Genomic DNA, 14874 nt, shown 5'->3' with positions numbered 1-14874 from the left:
AGTTTCTATACAGAAACAAATTAAAGAAGGGAGAGTTATCCCAAATGACTTACAAAAAAAGGTTAGCAATGTTGATATTACTGGACTCACTAATAGTAACTTCATCTATATTCATTGCTTTTTGGGTGGTCTATCCATCTTATCCGGATAACTTCTTAACAAATGAACTTTGGTTTAGTGCGATTGCATTCTTAATCTTTCATCATATATTTGCTTTTATTTTTAAGTTATATCATAAAATTTGGTCTTATGCTAGTATAAGGGAATTGATTGCGATCGTAAAGGCTGTAACATTTACAATTATTTCAGTTGGTGCTGTTCAGTTCCTTGTCAATGACCAAATTTATCGACGGGCATTAATCGTAACATGGCTTCTGCATATTGTTTTAATTGGAGGATCTCGTTTTGTATGGCGATTGACAAGGGATAGCAATATTAGTAAAAAAACGGAGCTCCAAAAACGAACCTTAATTATTGGTGCTGGAGCTGCCGGGGTGATGATTGCTCGTCAATTACAAAATGAAAGTGAGACAGCAGAACTTTATCCAGTAGCCTTTATCGATGATGATTTAACAAAACAAAAGATGGAGATACTTAGCTTGCCAGTTATTGGAATGACTAAAGATATCCCGGAAACTGTAGGAAAAATGCAGATTGAGCATATTGTTATTGCAATACCTTCATTACATAATGGAGCTTTAAAGAAGTTGATTAATCGATGTAATGAAACTGGAGCGTCTGTACAGCTGCTTCCAAGAATTGAAGACTTAATGACAGGGAAAATTTCTGTCAGCCATCTAAAAAATGTTGAGGTAGAGGACTTATTAGGAAGAGCTCCAGTTAAATTAGATATTGGTGCCATCTCTGAATATGTAACAGGAACAACAGTAATGGTGACAGGGGCGGGCGGGTCGATTGGTTCAGAAATCTGTCGTCAGCTGATGCGTTTCTCACCAAAAAAACTGTTACTTGTTGGGCATGGGGAGTTTAGTATTTATAACATTGATATGGAATTAAAAACAACCTTAGAACAATACGATACAGAAGTTATTCCTATTATAGGTGACATTCAAGATAGAGAGCGTATTTTTAATATTGTTCAGGAGTATCATCCTTCTATTATTTACCATGCAGCAGCGCATAAACATGTTCCTCTGATGGAATATAATCCACATGAAGCTGTAAAAAATAATATCATCGGTACGAAAAATGTTGCTGAAGCAGCGGATACGTTTGGTGTGTCAAAATTTGTGATGGTATCTACAGATAAAGCGGTAAACCCAACCAATGTTATGGGGGCAAGCAAACGAATTGCAGAGATGATTGTTCAAGGGCTGGCGCAGCAAAGTACAACGAAATTTGTTGCAGTACGGTTTGGAAATGTGCTCGGCAGCCGGGGCAGTGTTATTCCATTGTTTAAGAAGCAAATTGCCAATGGTGGTCCGATTACGGTAACACATGAGGATATGACAAGATATTTTATGACAATTCCAGAGGCTTCCCGTCTCGTGATTCAAGCGGGAACACTTGCTAAAGGTGGAGAGATTTTTGTGCTGGATATGGGAGAGCCAGTCAAAATATCTGACTTAGCCAAGAATTTAATCAAGTTATCTGGTTATACAGAAGCAGAAATTCCAATTAAATATTCTGGCTTACGCCCTGGAGAGAAGATGTTTGAAGAGCTTCTCAATGAAGATGAAGTATTCCCTGATCAAGTTTATGAAAAAATCTACGTTGGTCGTACGGTGGAAGTAGATCGACAATTGATTATAGATTTGTTAGAGAAGTACGACAATTTTAATAATGTCGAGCTGAAAGAAGAAATGATGAAGATTGTTTTTGCAGAGCGGAAAGTACTTGAAGCGATGAAAGCATAGTTCCATCATTATCAATCTAGGAGCGTGTGAAATGAAAACTATAAAAAAAGCGATTATTCCAGCAGCCGGCCTAGGAACAAGATTTTTACCAGCAACCAAAGCAATGCCAAAGGAAATGCTGCCAATCGTTGATAAACCAACGATTCAATATATTATTGAAGAAGCGATTGAATCAGGGATTGAGGATATTATTATTGTAACTGGAAAAGGAAAGCGTGCGATTGAGGATCATTTTGATCATAACTTTGAATTAGAAGATAATCTGATGAAAAAAGAGAAATTTGATATTTTGGAGCAAGTAAACTATGCATCCAATGTTGATTTGCACTATATTCGTCAGAAAGAGCCTAAAGGGTTAGGTCATGCTGTTTGGAGTGCCCGTAAGTTTATCGGTAATGAGCCATTTGCGGTACTGCTTGGTGATGATATTGTAAAAGCTGAAACACCAGGATTACGTCAATTAATTAACCAGTATGAGGAAACACAGAGCTCGATTGTAGGTGTGCAGCAGGTTCCAGAGGAAGATACATCACGATATGGTATTGTTGACCCGAGAACTACTGAAGGTCGCCGTTATATGGTGAATAACTTTGTCGAAAAGCCGAAACAAGGTACTGCACCTTCTAATTTAGCTATAATGGGGAGATATGTATTCAACCCGGAAATATTCCAATTTCTTGATAAGCAACAAATTGGTGCAGGCGGGGAGATTCAATTAACAGATGCGATTCAGATGTTGAATGAAATTCAGCCTGTTTATGCTTATGATTTTGAAGGACGTCGTTATGATGTTGGCGAGAAGTTAGGATTTGTGAAGACGACAGTTGAGTTGGCTTTGGAAAATGATGAGATTAAAGATGAGTTATATCAGTTTTTGGTAGACATTGTAAAAAACGTGAAAGTGAAATAAAACGAATATTTAGAGTGATTAATTTGAAATAGCTACATGAAGAAATATACACCTTGAGGAAGGAAGTTTTTAACCATGTCTGAACGTATTTTTCTTTCTTCACCGCATATGAGTGAAGAAGGCTATGAACAACAATATGTGCAAGAAGCATTTGATACAAATTGGATAGCACCATTAGGCACCAACGTCAATGAATTTGAAAAAGAATTAGCAGAAAAAGTTGGGATCAAATCAGCTGCAGCTCTATCTTCTGGAACGGCAGCAATTCATCTTGCTTTAAAAGCCGCTGGAGTGGAAGAAGGAGATATTGTATTCTGTTCAACTTTAACATTTTCAGCTACAGCTAATCCAATTATTTATCAGCATGCTACTCCTGTTTTTATTGATAGTGATGAAAAAACATGGAATATGGATCCGAAAGCTTTAGAAGAAGCGTTTCAAAAATATCCGGAAGTAAAGGCTGTTATTGTTGTTCATTTGTATGGCTTGTCCGCTGATATGGATAGAATTATGGAAATCTGCGATAAGCATGATGTAGTGGTTATAGAGGATGCTGCAGAATCACTAGGTACTTACTATAAAGGAAAGCATACTGGAACTTTTGGTAACTACGGTGTTTTTTCTTTTAACGGTAATAAAATTATTACTACATCCGGAGGTGGCATGCTTGTTTCGAATAACGAAGAAAAGGTTGCGAAAGCACGTTTTTGGGCAACCCAATCTAGAGATCAAGCAAGGCATTATCAGCACAGTGAATTAGGTTTCAATTATAGAATGAGTAATATTGTTGCTGGAATTGGTAGAGGACAGTTAAAGGTGTTGAATACACGAGTAGAGAAAAAACGCTATATTTATCAGTTTTATAAACAAAAGTTAGATGGACTGAAAGGTGTAAAGTTTATGCCTTGGAATGAGTGGGATGACCCGAACTTTTGGTTAAGCTCAATGACTCTGACAGGAGATGTTCGCCCAATTGATATCATGGATGCGTTAGAAAAGGAAAATATTGAATCGCGCCCTATTTGGAAACCAATGCATTTACAACCTTATTTTGAAAAGTACGATTTTATTGGTAATGGTATTGCAGAAAGTTTGTTTGAAAATGGAGTTTGTTTACCGTCTGATACAAAGATGACAGATGAGGAATTATTGCGTGTTACCAATATTATTAAGGGTTTATTCTAATTGAATCAAATAATGCTATGTAATTGTGAAATGAGGGTGTGGAATGAGCTTTAAGAAAAGACTTTGGCATACGTTAAGATTATGTTTAATTCGTTCCGGGATAAAGCGTGCTGAGTATATAAAACAAAAAGACGTATATGGAGGTATCGGGGATAATTGTATGATTATGCCTAGAAAAGTCCCATTATACCCAAAATTAATAAGGATAGGAAATAACGTAAGAATTGCATCAAATGTTACTTTTGTAACTCACGATGATGTTCATAATATGTTAAATACTAAGTTTAGAGACGTAACTTTTATCGAAAAAATTGGTTGTATTGATATCTGGGATAATGTATTTGTTGGGGCGGATACGAAGATTATGTATAATGTGAGAATTGGTTCAAATGTCATAATAGCTTCTGGAAGTGTTGTAACAAAAGATGTGCCATCAAATACAATTGTAGCAGGAATTCCCGCAAAACCTATTGGAACTTTTGAAGATTTTGTACAGCGAAAAAGATTAAATAATAATGATTATCCAATTGAAATAAAGCCAAGAAAACAGCATATAAAAGAAGAATTAGTAAATTTAATGTGGGCACAATTTGAAAAAAAAAGGGAGCAATAATAGTGCACAAGAAATTAAATAAGTGAAATTTATGTATAAAAAAGGAAGGTGTGTTAATGTATAGAAATTTCTTCAAAAGGTTTTTTGATGTTTTGTTTTCATTTCTTGCCATTGTATTTTTATCACCAATCTTATTGATCGTAGCACTACTAGTAAGAGCTAAACTCGGGAGTCCAATTATTTTTACACAAGACCGCCCCGGAATGAATGAGAAAGTGTTTACTCTTTATAAATTTAGAACAATGACAGACGCAAAGAATGGAAATGGTGAGTTATTGGCAGATCATTTAAGACTAACTAAGTTTGGTAAATTACTGCGTTCATCATCTCTTGATGAATTGCCAGAGTTATTTAATATTTTAAAAGGAGATATGTCATTTATTGGACCAAGACCCTTACTGGTAGAATATCTTCCACTTTACAATGAACATCAAAAGAGACGGCACAAAGTTAGACCAGGATTATCAGGACTAGCACAAATTAGTGGGAGAAATGCTATAGACTGGGAGGAGAAATTTAATTTAGACGTTAAGTATGTTGATAACTTAACACTTGTTCAGGATATTAAAATATTTTTATTAACAATAAAGAAAGTGTTCGTTAGAGAAGGAATTAACTTTGAAAATTCACAACAAAGTAATAAATTTAAAGGATCAAGCTCTAAATAAATCGTCAATTTAGAATAGGTGTGAATGGAAAGATGGAAAAACTATTTGTTATTGGTAGTGGTGGTTTTTGTAAACAAGTTATAGAGATTACAGAAGAAATAAACAAGGTGAAAAAAGAATATGAATTAATTGGAATTATCGATGATAATAAAGCTAGGCTAGGTGAAAATGTATTAGGATACTCTGTTGTTGGAACCACAGAATATCTAAAAGAAATTAGTGAAAAAGAAGTAATATATGGTGTTATTGCAATTGCTGATGCTAATATCCGAGAAAAAATCGTAAATGAACTGAAACTTGTTAAATGGGCAAATTTAATCCATCCCAAAGCAACTATTAGTAAATATTTTAATTTAGGCGTTGGCAATGTGGTTTGTGGGGGAGTAGTGATTAATCCAGATAGTAGTTTAGGTAATCACTGCCATATTAATATTGGTACAACCTTTGGTCATGATGTCAGATTGGAGGATTATGTAACTATTATGCCTGGATGCCATATTTCAGGCAATGTATATTTGAAAAATAAAGCAATAGTAGGAACGGGTGCAACTATTATACAAGGTATAACAGTAGAAACGGGAGCAGAGCTTGGAGCGGGTGCTGTAATTGTTAAAAATACTGAGGAAAAGGTGCTTTACGTAGGTGTTCCAGCAAAAAAATTAAGGGATTTGAAATGAATCAAATTTAGATTAAAAAGGAGATTTTGGGATGTTAAGTTTAGTGAGAAAAAATTCATTTTGGACTTTAGATAAAGCAAAAGGAAGTAAAATAAGAAGTGCATATGAAGATATCAAAAGATTTTATGAGCTAGATAGTACATCTCCATATTCATATAAATTTCAATCTCAACAAATTAAAAGGTTATTTGCAGAAGCGACTAACCACACTAAATTTTACCAAGAATATGCTGATAGGTTAGAACTAGCAGATTTTCCTGTAGTAAATAAAAATTTTATTCGAGATAATCAAGAATCTTTTATGTCCCAAAAATATCAAACAAATGAATTGTTTAAAATGTCAACTAGTGGTTCTACAGGTACACCCTTTACATCCTATCAAAATCTAGAGAAAAAAAGAAGAGTAAATGCAGAAGCAATTTTCTTTAATGGATTAGCAGGATATGAAGTTGGTAATAAGTTAATACATCTAAGATCATTAAATATCATAAATCAAAAGAGTAAACTGAAACAATTTGTTCAAAATGAAAGGTTAATCGATATTGATAAATTAGATAATCCAAACATTAGGATGATTTGCAAGGAAATTGAAAATCTTACACAAAATTCTGGGGGTACTGCGTTATCGTATGCATCTACATACGATGCTTTAGCAGATTATTTTAATAAAAACGGAACGGATATAATTGGTAAATCAAAAATAAACGGAATCATTAGTACTTCAGAATTATTATACGATAATACACGCCATACAATGATGAAAGCATTTGCTTGTGATGCATATTCAAGATACGCAAATATGGAAAATGGAATATTAGGTCAGGATAATCCAAACCATCCAAATACATTTATCATGAATGAAGCAAGTTATTATTTTGAAATACTTAAGATGGGTAGTGATGAACCAGTTGAGCAAGGAGAGTTAGGTAGGATAGTTGTTACAGATTTATTTAACTATGCAATGCCAATGATTAGATATGATACTGGTGATGTTGGTACTTTTACAATGGTGAAAGTAAATGGGAAAGAAAAAAAAGGCATAACGGATTTCGGTGGTCGTCAAATTGATATGATTTTTGATAGTAATGGTCAATATATTTCACCTCATAAAATCTCAGTAACATTTTGGGAATTTGAAGAGGTGAAAGAATTTCAATTCATTCAAGTTAGCAAAAAAGATTATCAGGTATTATTAAATATTGAAGGAGAATTTACGAAACAAAATTTACTTAAAGATAAACTACTTGAAGTATTGGGAGTAAATGCCAATATTATGTTCAAAAAGGTAAAGGCAATTCCTACCCTTAATTCTGGTAAAAGAAAATATATTATGAATAAAACTTTATAGGATAGAGGATGAAAATGTCTAAAGTAAACTATATTAAAGAACGTATTAGAAAAATAAAAAGAATGATGAATGACTTTACTGATTATGAATTAAATTTAATCCAAAAGTTAATTATTTTATTGGATATGGGAATAAGCATGATGGTTTATGGAGCGGGAATCAATGATTATTTCCAATATCAATTCTATAAAAGAAAACATGTTGATAGAAAAACTTTTATCGTTCATCGTAAGCGTATGAAGATTGTAAGTCATTTTAATAATTCGAATGGAAAAGCTTTATTTGATTCTAAACCGGATTTTAATACAAAGTATAAAGACTTCATTGGACGTGATTGGTTGGATATTTCAAATTCAACTTTTGAGGAATTTGAGGTATTTGTTAAAAAACACCCAAAATTTATTGAAAAACCAGTTGATGGTAGTCATGGAAAAGGTATTAAAATAATCGATTTAAATGAAGAAAATAATAAAATTAATGATGTATATAGCGAATTAAAACGTGATAACCCTATTATTGAAGAAATTATAGTTCAACATGAAGAATTAGCAGCATTTAATCCAACATCAGTAAATACTCTAAGAGTTGTGACTTTAAAATGTAATGATGGAAATGTGCGGGTAATGACTGCAAACTTAAGGGTGGGAAATGGTCAGAAATATGCGGATAACTTTCACCATAATGGAATTGCATCTTTGTTAAATGTTGATAAAGGTATTGTTATTACTTCAGGTATTGATATGAACTTTAAAAGATACTATGTACACCCAGTTTCAGGAAAACAAATAATCGGTTTTAATATACCTTACTGGAATAAAGTTGTTGAAACATGTAAGAACGCTGCGCTTGTAACGCCTTCAGTTGGCTATGTTGGTTGGGACGTTGCGATTGGTAAAGAAGGTAAAATTATGATTATTGAAGGAAATGCAGCAGCAGATCCTGATGTATCACAAATGCCAGATCAAATTGGTAAGTGGCCACTTTATGAACCGTTTGTTTTGAAGAAAAAGAATCAATAATTTTATCGATTTTAGATTAATAAATTGAAAGAATAAAAACTAATTTACTTACTTTAAATATTAAATAAAACATGGAGTTAGAAAGGAATTAAATAGATGAAGGTATGCTTTTTTGCACACTATAGTAAGACATACCAAAATGGGGCGACACTATCTCTTATAAATATTGCAAATGAAATGGCTAATAAAGGTATTGAAGTAATTATTATTATACCGAATAGAAATTTAAAAATTCCTTTGGATAATAAAAATATAAAATGTATTACTGTACCTGCATTTACAATGCGTGTTCCCATTAATTACAAGAATAGTGTTAGTAAAGCTAAGGGAATAGTGAAATCTTTATATAATTGGTTTGCTATGAAAAAAGCTTTATCCATATTAAAAAAAGAAAAACCGGATATTATCCATATTAATGGTCTGGATTTAAGTATGGGGGCTGAAATAGCTTTAAAACTTAACATACCATACGTATGGCATATTAGACAATTATTAGAAGAAGATTTTGGTATGAGGCTTCGTAATGAAAAGAAAATTTATAAACTATTAAATAAATCAGATGCTATTATTGCTATTTCAGAAACAGTTAAGAAAAAGTATGAAAAGAAATTAAATAGAGATATTATATTGATATATAATGGAATTCCAATTGAAAAATATATAATTGAAGATAAAAAGAATTTTTCTAGCGAGACAATTAATTTATTACTTGCAGGGAGAATCGTAGGACAAAAGGGACAACTTGATGCAATAAAAGCAATAAACTATTTAGTAAAATCGGGGATTGAAAACGTAAATTTAGTTATAGCTGGAAATATGGAAGATATTCATTATGCTAAGAGAATTAAAGACTACATTAGTGAACATATGTTACATGACTATATTGAAATTATTGAATATGTTAATGATTTAAAGCAGTTAAGGAAAAAATGTGATATAGGTTTAGTATGTTCGAAAAAAGAAGCATTTGGGAGAGTTACAATTGAAACCATGGTATCTAGAATGTTAGTTATAGGAGCTAATACAGGAGGTACCATTGAAATAATTCAAGATAATGTTAATGGCTTACTCTATCAAGAGGGTGACTATACAAGTCTAGCAAATCGTATAAAATATGCTGTAGATAATAAGAATGAAATAAGCATTCTTATAGAGAAAGGCTATACGTCTGCAATTGAACGATATTCTATTACTAATGTTGTTGAGCAGATAATGAAGGTTTACCACACTTCACAAATCGAAAGTCCTGAGAAATAAGTAAGGTACATATAAATCAAAAAAGATAAGTTTAAGTTCTTTGATATTATAGGAGAGTAACTATGGGAAATGTAGAAAATTCATTAAATAGCAGGCTTATAAATAAAGGATTGTCATTTAATTTAACAACAATAGGAATTTTTTTATTCACTCTTTATTTTAGTATTGTAAAGAGTTTTATAGGGTTTGAACTCGCATTTTCATTACTGTTGGTATCAATTGTTATTCTGCTATTCAGCTGTTTAGTTATTAATCAAAAAGGCATTACAATCACTAGAGTAGATATTATGTGGCTTCTGTTTTTTATAGGATTCATTTTAAATATAGCTTCAAATAATTTAATTACTATATCAACTATAATAGATATTCTAATTTATGCCTCGGCATTATTCTTTTTGCTGCTTGTAAAAGTGAATATCGATTATTATGATTCTTCACTAAAATTAATTAAAGTATTGGGAATAATTTATGCGTGTAGTGCTATTTTTCAATATCTATATACTGACATATATTTAAGTAATGTACTACCATTGTTTGGAGAAACAGAACAAACAAATATTTTAAGTCTACTTAGAGCTAATTCATATGCAGGATTTACTGATCAAACTGCTCACCTAGCCGGATATACTGTTAGTGGAATTGGAATTATTATTTTCTCAAAATGGAAGAATAAATTATCAGCTAATTTTTTATTACTTTTAGCTATGTTTGTATTATTTATAGGCTTGTTATTAACTGCCAAAAGGGCTCACTTGATTTTTATGATTATAGCAATAATATTAACTACTTTATTTTCAATAAATAATAAAAAGCTGATTAAAGAAGTAATGAAATTATTATTAGGCATACTAACAGTGATATTACTTGTAGTTATATTACTTAGCTCTACGAATTCAAGAGAGGAATCCCCCATCATAGACTTTTTTAATGATATTGAAAATACAGCTATTGGATTTATGGAAGGAGAAGATGTAACTAGTGGAAGAACAGTGTTATATAGTCGTGCTTGGGAGCTATTTTATGAAAATTCAATTACAGGTATTGGTTGGAAACAGTTTATAAATAATTCTATAGGATTAATAAATAGTGACCGTGGTTCACATCCACATAATATTTACTTGCAGCTGCTTGCAGAGCTAGGGATAATAGGGTTTGTATTATTTTTGCTCCCAGTTTTATATGTATATTACAAGACTTTTCGAATGCTGAGGATCTTAAATGTTGAGAGTAAATCATTTCAAAAATGGAAATATGGAATCCAATTTTCTTTTTTTTCACAGACATTTTTCATTTTATATGGAATAACAGGAAACCTTTTAACGGATTATAATTTTTTATTGTTGTATTTCTTTGCTTGTTCAATTAGTTTATCAGCTTTAGTTAAATTAAAACCTAATAATTAATATAGAGATATTAACTCTACTTTTATTTAATCATTTGAGAGAATGTATCTTTAATTTATCTTATAAAAAAGGGAGATATCATGAATAACCCATTGATTTCAGTGATTATACCAGTTTACAACGTTGAAGAATATTTAGAAGAATGTATAGATTCAGTGCTTAAACAAACATATAAAGAATTTGAAATTATCGCTATCAACGACGGCAGCACTGATGCTAGCTTGAGTATACTTGAAAATTATGCCTTAAAGTATGATAGAATTGAAATTATAACTCAAGAAAATTCAGGACAGTCAGTCGCTCGAAATGTTGGAATTAATAAAGCGAAGGGCACTTACATATATTTTTTGGATTCAGATGACTATATTATTCCGGAAACATTTGAAAAATTAATTAATGCAATAGAAAAACATAATTTAGATTTGATTCGATTCTCAGCCGAAGCCTTTGTCGACAATATGGATAAGACTGTAAATAACAAGCAATATGATTATAAAGAAGTTTTTGATTCTAACAAAGTATATAGTAAAGAGGACTTTTTAAAGGTCAATATAAAGACATATTGGCCTTCACCTGTTTTATACATTGTCAGAAAAGACACGTTAATAAACAATAGCATTCTATTTAAATCAGGGATAATACATGAAGATGTATTATTTACTTTAGAAGTATTTCTGAATTCTAATTTGGGTATGTATGATCCAAATTATTACTATAAGAGAAGATATAGACCAAATTCAACAATGACTAGTCAATCTATGGAGAAAAGAAAGAAATCTTTTGATTCAAGGTGTATTATTTTAAATGAATTAAATATAATGTTGAAGAGTTATAGGAATAGACTTGAAGTTAAATTCATTAAGAAAAGAATTCGCTCAGTTACTACTATGTTAATTTATAATTATAAAGATATAGATAAAATTTATAGAAAGAATAAAATTAAAAGTTTAGAAAGCTTCTCTGTGTTTCAATATTATTACTGTATACTACGTAAAAATATCATGAATCCATTAGCCTGGATTCATAAATTGAACAAAAATAAGATGTAATAACTTTATAAGTTAAGCTAGTATTATGACATTCGAAAAAGGAAGTTACTAATAACTGAGAACAATAATATTTCTCGAAGAAAGTATTAGATAATAGAGTATGTCATTTGCTTGAATATAATATGATTATGAGAGGATATATATTTATGAAAAAAATTGCTATACTAACCTTAAATGGATATTTTAATTATGGAAATAGATTACAAAACTATGCTTTACAAGAAGTATTAAAAAGTATGGACTTCGAAGTCGATACAGTAATAAATGAAACCAGAAAACTTAATTTAAAAAATTTACAAACTAATAAAGTTGAGAGATTAAAGGCACTTAGAAAAAAAAATATTAGAGAATTATTTCAACTTTTATATATAAAAGTTGAAAATAAGCTGTATAAAGAAAAGTTGAAACAACAGAGAAAAGATATATTTAAAGATTTTTCAGTTTCATTTATTAATGAAACAGATTATAGTATTTCAGACAATAATATACCTGAAGATTTATCGAATAGATATGATTATTTTGTAACAGGTAGTGACCAAGTATGGAATCCTAATCTTAGAGATGGATCCCCAATTGACTTCCTGACTTTTGCCCCCTCAGAAAAACGTATTTCTTATGCAGCAAGCTTTGGCATTTCGGAAGTTCCAGAGGAATATAGTAAAAATTATCAATTATGGTTATCTGAAATGGCTCATATTTCTGTAAGGGAGAAAGCGGGAGCAGATATTGTTAAGGGATTAACAGGTAGAAATGCAGAGGTTGTATTAGATCCAACAATGATGCTTTCTAAAGAACAATGGCTATCAATAGCAAAAGTACCATCTCATAAACCTATAAAAAGATACCTATTAACGTATTTTTTAGGAGAAATATCTAAAGAGAGGAAGAGCTTTTTAAAAGATCTTGCTAATAAAAATGATTTAGAAATTGTTAATCTTGCCCAAGCCAACGATAAAATACCATATTTATCTGGCCCTAGTGAGTTTATTGACTATATTAATTCTGCAAGTGTATTTTGTACAGATTCATTTCACGGAGCAGTCTTTTCTATTTTATTAGATACACCATTTATTGTTTTTAATAGAAAAGAAAAAAAATCGCCTTCTATGAATTCAAGAATTGAAACTCTACTAAAAACATTTAATTTAGAATCTAGATTAGCTGAAAATATTAAAACGAATGAACAGATATTTGATATAGATTATTCACATACAGTTCCTATTTTAGAAGCAGAACGAAAGAAAGCTTTTGTTTATTTGGAAAAAGCTTTAGGTATAGAAAAATAAATATAATATAACTTCTATGCCAGGAATAATAGAAAGAAGTTGTTAAAATTGAGTCAGATGAAAAAAGGTGCTATTTTATCCTATCTATCTATGTTTATTACTATAATAATAGCATTATTGTATACTCCAATAATGATTCGATTACTTGGACAATCTGAATATGGACTATACGCATTGATTGGCTCTGTGGCTGCATATTTTAGTATATTGGATTTAGGGCTAGGTAATGCTATTGTTAGATATACATCTAGAAATAGAGCTATTGGAGATAAAGAAGCGGAGTCTAAACTTAATGGGATGTTTTTAATCTTATATTCAATTATAGGGCTGATTACTATAATAGCAGGAATTGTTTTCTATAATATAATAGATACTATATTTGCAGCGGGATTATCAACTGTTGAGTTAAAAAAGGCTAAAATAATGGTGATTATTTTAACTATTAACTTTGCACTTTCATTTCCATTAGCAGTATTTGGGTCTATCATGCAAGCTTATGAAAGGTTTGTTATTGTTAAAACAATTGAAATCGTAAGGGCATTGGCAATACCTATTATTACTTTACCAATATTATTTTTGGGATATGGATCTATTGCTATGGTTATTATTATGTCTTTTGTAAATATTTCTTGTTTGTTATTTAATGTTTTATATAGTTTTAAACATTTAAAAATAAATTTTTATTTTGGAAAAATAGATACTTCTTTATTGAAAGAAATATTAGGTTACTCATTTTTTGTTTTTTTAGGTGTTATAGTTGATCAAATATATTGGAACACAGATCAATTTATTTTAGGCGCGATAGCTGGGACGGTACCTGTGGCAGTTTATGCAATAGCTATGCAATTTATCAACATATATAAGAAATTTTCTACATCTATTAGTAGTTTGTTTCTGCCAAGAGCTTCTATAATGGTTGCTAATCATTCAAGCAATACAGAAATGACAAAGAGTATGATTAAATATGGAAGAATCCAGTATATAATAATGGCATATATACTAACTGGTTTTATATTATTTGGTCGTGTATTTGTAAATCATTGGGCAGGTAGTAATTATGATAATGCTTATTACATCACTTTAATAATAATGGTTCCCTTAATGATACCTTTAATCCAAAATTTTGGTATTTCTGTGCTTTATGCAAAAAATATGCAAAAATTTAGATCAGTAGTGCTTATTTTTATTGCTGTTTTAAACATTATTATCACTATACCTTTAGTTCAAAGTTATGGAGGCATTGGGGCAGCAGTTGCGACAGCTATTTCTTTAACAATAGGTAATACTATTATTATGAATATTTATTATCATAATAAAATTGGTATTAATATGTTACATTTTTGGAGGAATATTTTAGGAATGTCATTACCAGTATTACTAGCTCTATGTGTTGGTTTTGGAATGAAGTTCATACTTGATTTTAATGATTTATTATTAATGCCTTTTAACATTTTAATATATTCACTGATCTATATGTCTTTAATGTGGTATCTTGGTTTTAATGTATATGAAAAAGATTTATTTTCATCGACACTTGCTAGATTCAGAAAGCTATTATTGAGAAAGTAGCCTTCATAAAATT

General features: G+C 30.8%; 13 protein-coding genes. All 13 read left to right on the top strand.

What is annotated here, in order from left to right; all coding sequences use genetic code 11:
- Positions 1-44 precede the first annotated feature (44 nt).
- On the top strand, positions 45-1877 hold the full coding sequence (locus FLK20_RS16180) for a polysaccharide biosynthesis protein (protein ID WP_152657628.1): 1833 nt from the start codon (positions 45-47) through the stop codon (positions 1875-1877).
- Between the two features lie 31 nt (positions 1878-1908).
- On the top strand, positions 1909-2787 hold the full coding sequence (gene galU / locus FLK20_RS16175) for a UTP--glucose-1-phosphate uridylyltransferase GalU (protein WP_152657627.1): 879 nt from the start codon (positions 1909-1911) through the stop codon (positions 2785-2787).
- 75 nt (positions 2788-2862) lie between these two features.
- A complete protein-coding gene (locus FLK20_RS16170; protein WP_152657626.1) occupies positions 2863-3972 on the top strand; it encodes a DegT/DnrJ/EryC1/StrS family aminotransferase in 1110 nt (369 codons plus the stop codon).
- 43 nt (positions 3973-4015) lie between these two features.
- Positions 4016-4585: an acyltransferase gene (locus FLK20_RS16165; protein WP_152657625.1), complete on the top strand. Its 570-nt coding sequence runs from the start codon at positions 4016-4018 to the stop codon at positions 4583-4585.
- A gap of 56 nt (positions 4586-4641) precedes the next feature.
- Positions 4642-5253, top strand: a complete 612-nt coding sequence (locus tag FLK20_RS16160) for a sugar transferase (RefSeq protein ID WP_152657624.1) — start codon at positions 4642-4644, stop codon at positions 5251-5253.
- Positions 5254-5285: 32 nt separating this feature from the next.
- Positions 5286-5930, top strand: a complete 645-nt coding sequence (locus tag FLK20_RS16155; protein ID WP_152657623.1) for an acetyltransferase — start codon at positions 5286-5288, stop codon at positions 5928-5930.
- Positions 5931-5961: 31 nt separating this feature from the next.
- Entirely contained in the window at positions 5962-7278 is a 1317-nt protein-coding gene (locus tag FLK20_RS16150) for a phenylacetate--CoA ligase family protein (protein ID WP_152657622.1), read from the top strand.
- Between the two features lie 14 nt (positions 7279-7292).
- Complete coding sequence (locus FLK20_RS16145) at positions 7293-8297, top strand: sugar-transfer associated ATP-grasp domain-containing protein (protein ID WP_194165646.1); 1005 nt, start codon at positions 7293-7295, stop codon at positions 8295-8297.
- 96 nt (positions 8298-8393) lie between these two features.
- Complete coding sequence (locus tag FLK20_RS16140; protein WP_152657620.1) at positions 8394-9554, top strand: glycosyltransferase family 4 protein; 1161 nt, start codon at positions 8394-8396, stop codon at positions 9552-9554.
- Between the two features lie 62 nt (positions 9555-9616).
- Positions 9617-10957: an O-antigen ligase family protein gene (locus tag FLK20_RS16135; RefSeq protein WP_152657619.1), complete on the top strand. Its 1341-nt coding sequence runs from the start codon at positions 9617-9619 to the stop codon at positions 10955-10957.
- An 80-nt stretch (positions 10958-11037) separates the two neighbouring features.
- The gene (locus tag FLK20_RS16130; protein ID WP_152657618.1) at positions 11038-12006 is read left to right on the top strand and encodes a glycosyltransferase; all 969 of its coding nucleotides are present in this window, start codon (positions 11038-11040) and stop codon (positions 12004-12006) included.
- A 146-nt stretch (positions 12007-12152) separates the two neighbouring features.
- Positions 12153-13292, top strand: coding sequence for a polysaccharide pyruvyl transferase family protein (locus FLK20_RS16125; protein ID WP_152657617.1), 1140 nt, complete (start codon positions 12153-12155; stop codon positions 13290-13292).
- A 57-nt stretch (positions 13293-13349) separates the two neighbouring features.
- Positions 13350-14861, top strand: coding sequence for an oligosaccharide flippase family protein (locus tag FLK20_RS16120; RefSeq protein WP_227995088.1), 1512 nt, complete (start codon positions 13350-13352; stop codon positions 14859-14861).
- Positions 14862-14874 lie beyond the last annotated feature (13 nt).

It is taken from the genome of Oceanobacillus sp. CFH 90083 (genome assembly GCF_009389585.1).
Classification (GTDB): Bacteria; Bacillota; Bacilli; order Bacillales; family Amphibacillaceae; genus Oceanobacillus.
The sequence above is the reverse complement of the archived record's forward strand: the minus strand, read 5'-3'. Positions and strand labels throughout refer to the sequence as shown.

Excerpts from the sequence above, each read along its gene's own strand:
- FLK20_RS16180 (WP_152657628.1), top strand. The coding sequence starts at position 45 with ATGACTTACAAAAAAAGGTTAGCAATGTTGATATTACTGGACTCACTA.
- galU (WP_152657627.1), top strand. The coding sequence starts at position 1,909 with ATGAAAACTATAAAAAAAGCGATTATTCCAGCAGCCGGCCTAGGAACA.
- FLK20_RS16170 (WP_152657626.1), top strand. The coding sequence starts at position 2,863 with ATGTCTGAACGTATTTTTCTTTCTTCACCGCATATGAGTGAAGAAGGC.
- FLK20_RS16165 (WP_152657625.1), top strand. The coding sequence starts at position 4,016 with ATGAGCTTTAAGAAAAGACTTTGGCATACGTTAAGATTATGTTTAATT.
- FLK20_RS16160 (WP_152657624.1), top strand. The coding sequence starts at position 4,642 with ATGTATAGAAATTTCTTCAAAAGGTTTTTTGATGTTTTGTTTTCATTT.
- FLK20_RS16155 (WP_152657623.1), top strand. The coding sequence starts at position 5,286 with ATGGAAAAACTATTTGTTATTGGTAGTGGTGGTTTTTGTAAACAAGTT.
- FLK20_RS16150 (WP_152657622.1), top strand. The coding sequence starts at position 5,962 with ATGTTAAGTTTAGTGAGAAAAAATTCATTTTGGACTTTAGATAAAGCA.
- FLK20_RS16145 (WP_194165646.1), top strand. The coding sequence starts at position 7,293 with ATGTCTAAAGTAAACTATATTAAAGAACGTATTAGAAAAATAAAAAGA.
- FLK20_RS16140 (WP_152657620.1), top strand. The coding sequence starts at position 8,394 with ATGAAGGTATGCTTTTTTGCACACTATAGTAAGACATACCAAAATGGG.
- FLK20_RS16135 (WP_152657619.1), top strand. The coding sequence starts at position 9,617 with ATGGGAAATGTAGAAAATTCATTAAATAGCAGGCTTATAAATAAAGGA.
- FLK20_RS16130 (WP_152657618.1), top strand. The coding sequence starts at position 11,038 with ATGAATAACCCATTGATTTCAGTGATTATACCAGTTTACAACGTTGAA.
- FLK20_RS16125 (WP_152657617.1), top strand. The coding sequence starts at position 12,153 with ATGAAAAAAATTGCTATACTAACCTTAAATGGATATTTTAATTATGGA.
- FLK20_RS16120 (WP_227995088.1), top strand. The coding sequence starts at position 13,350 with ATGAAAAAAGGTGCTATTTTATCCTATCTATCTATGTTTATTACTATA.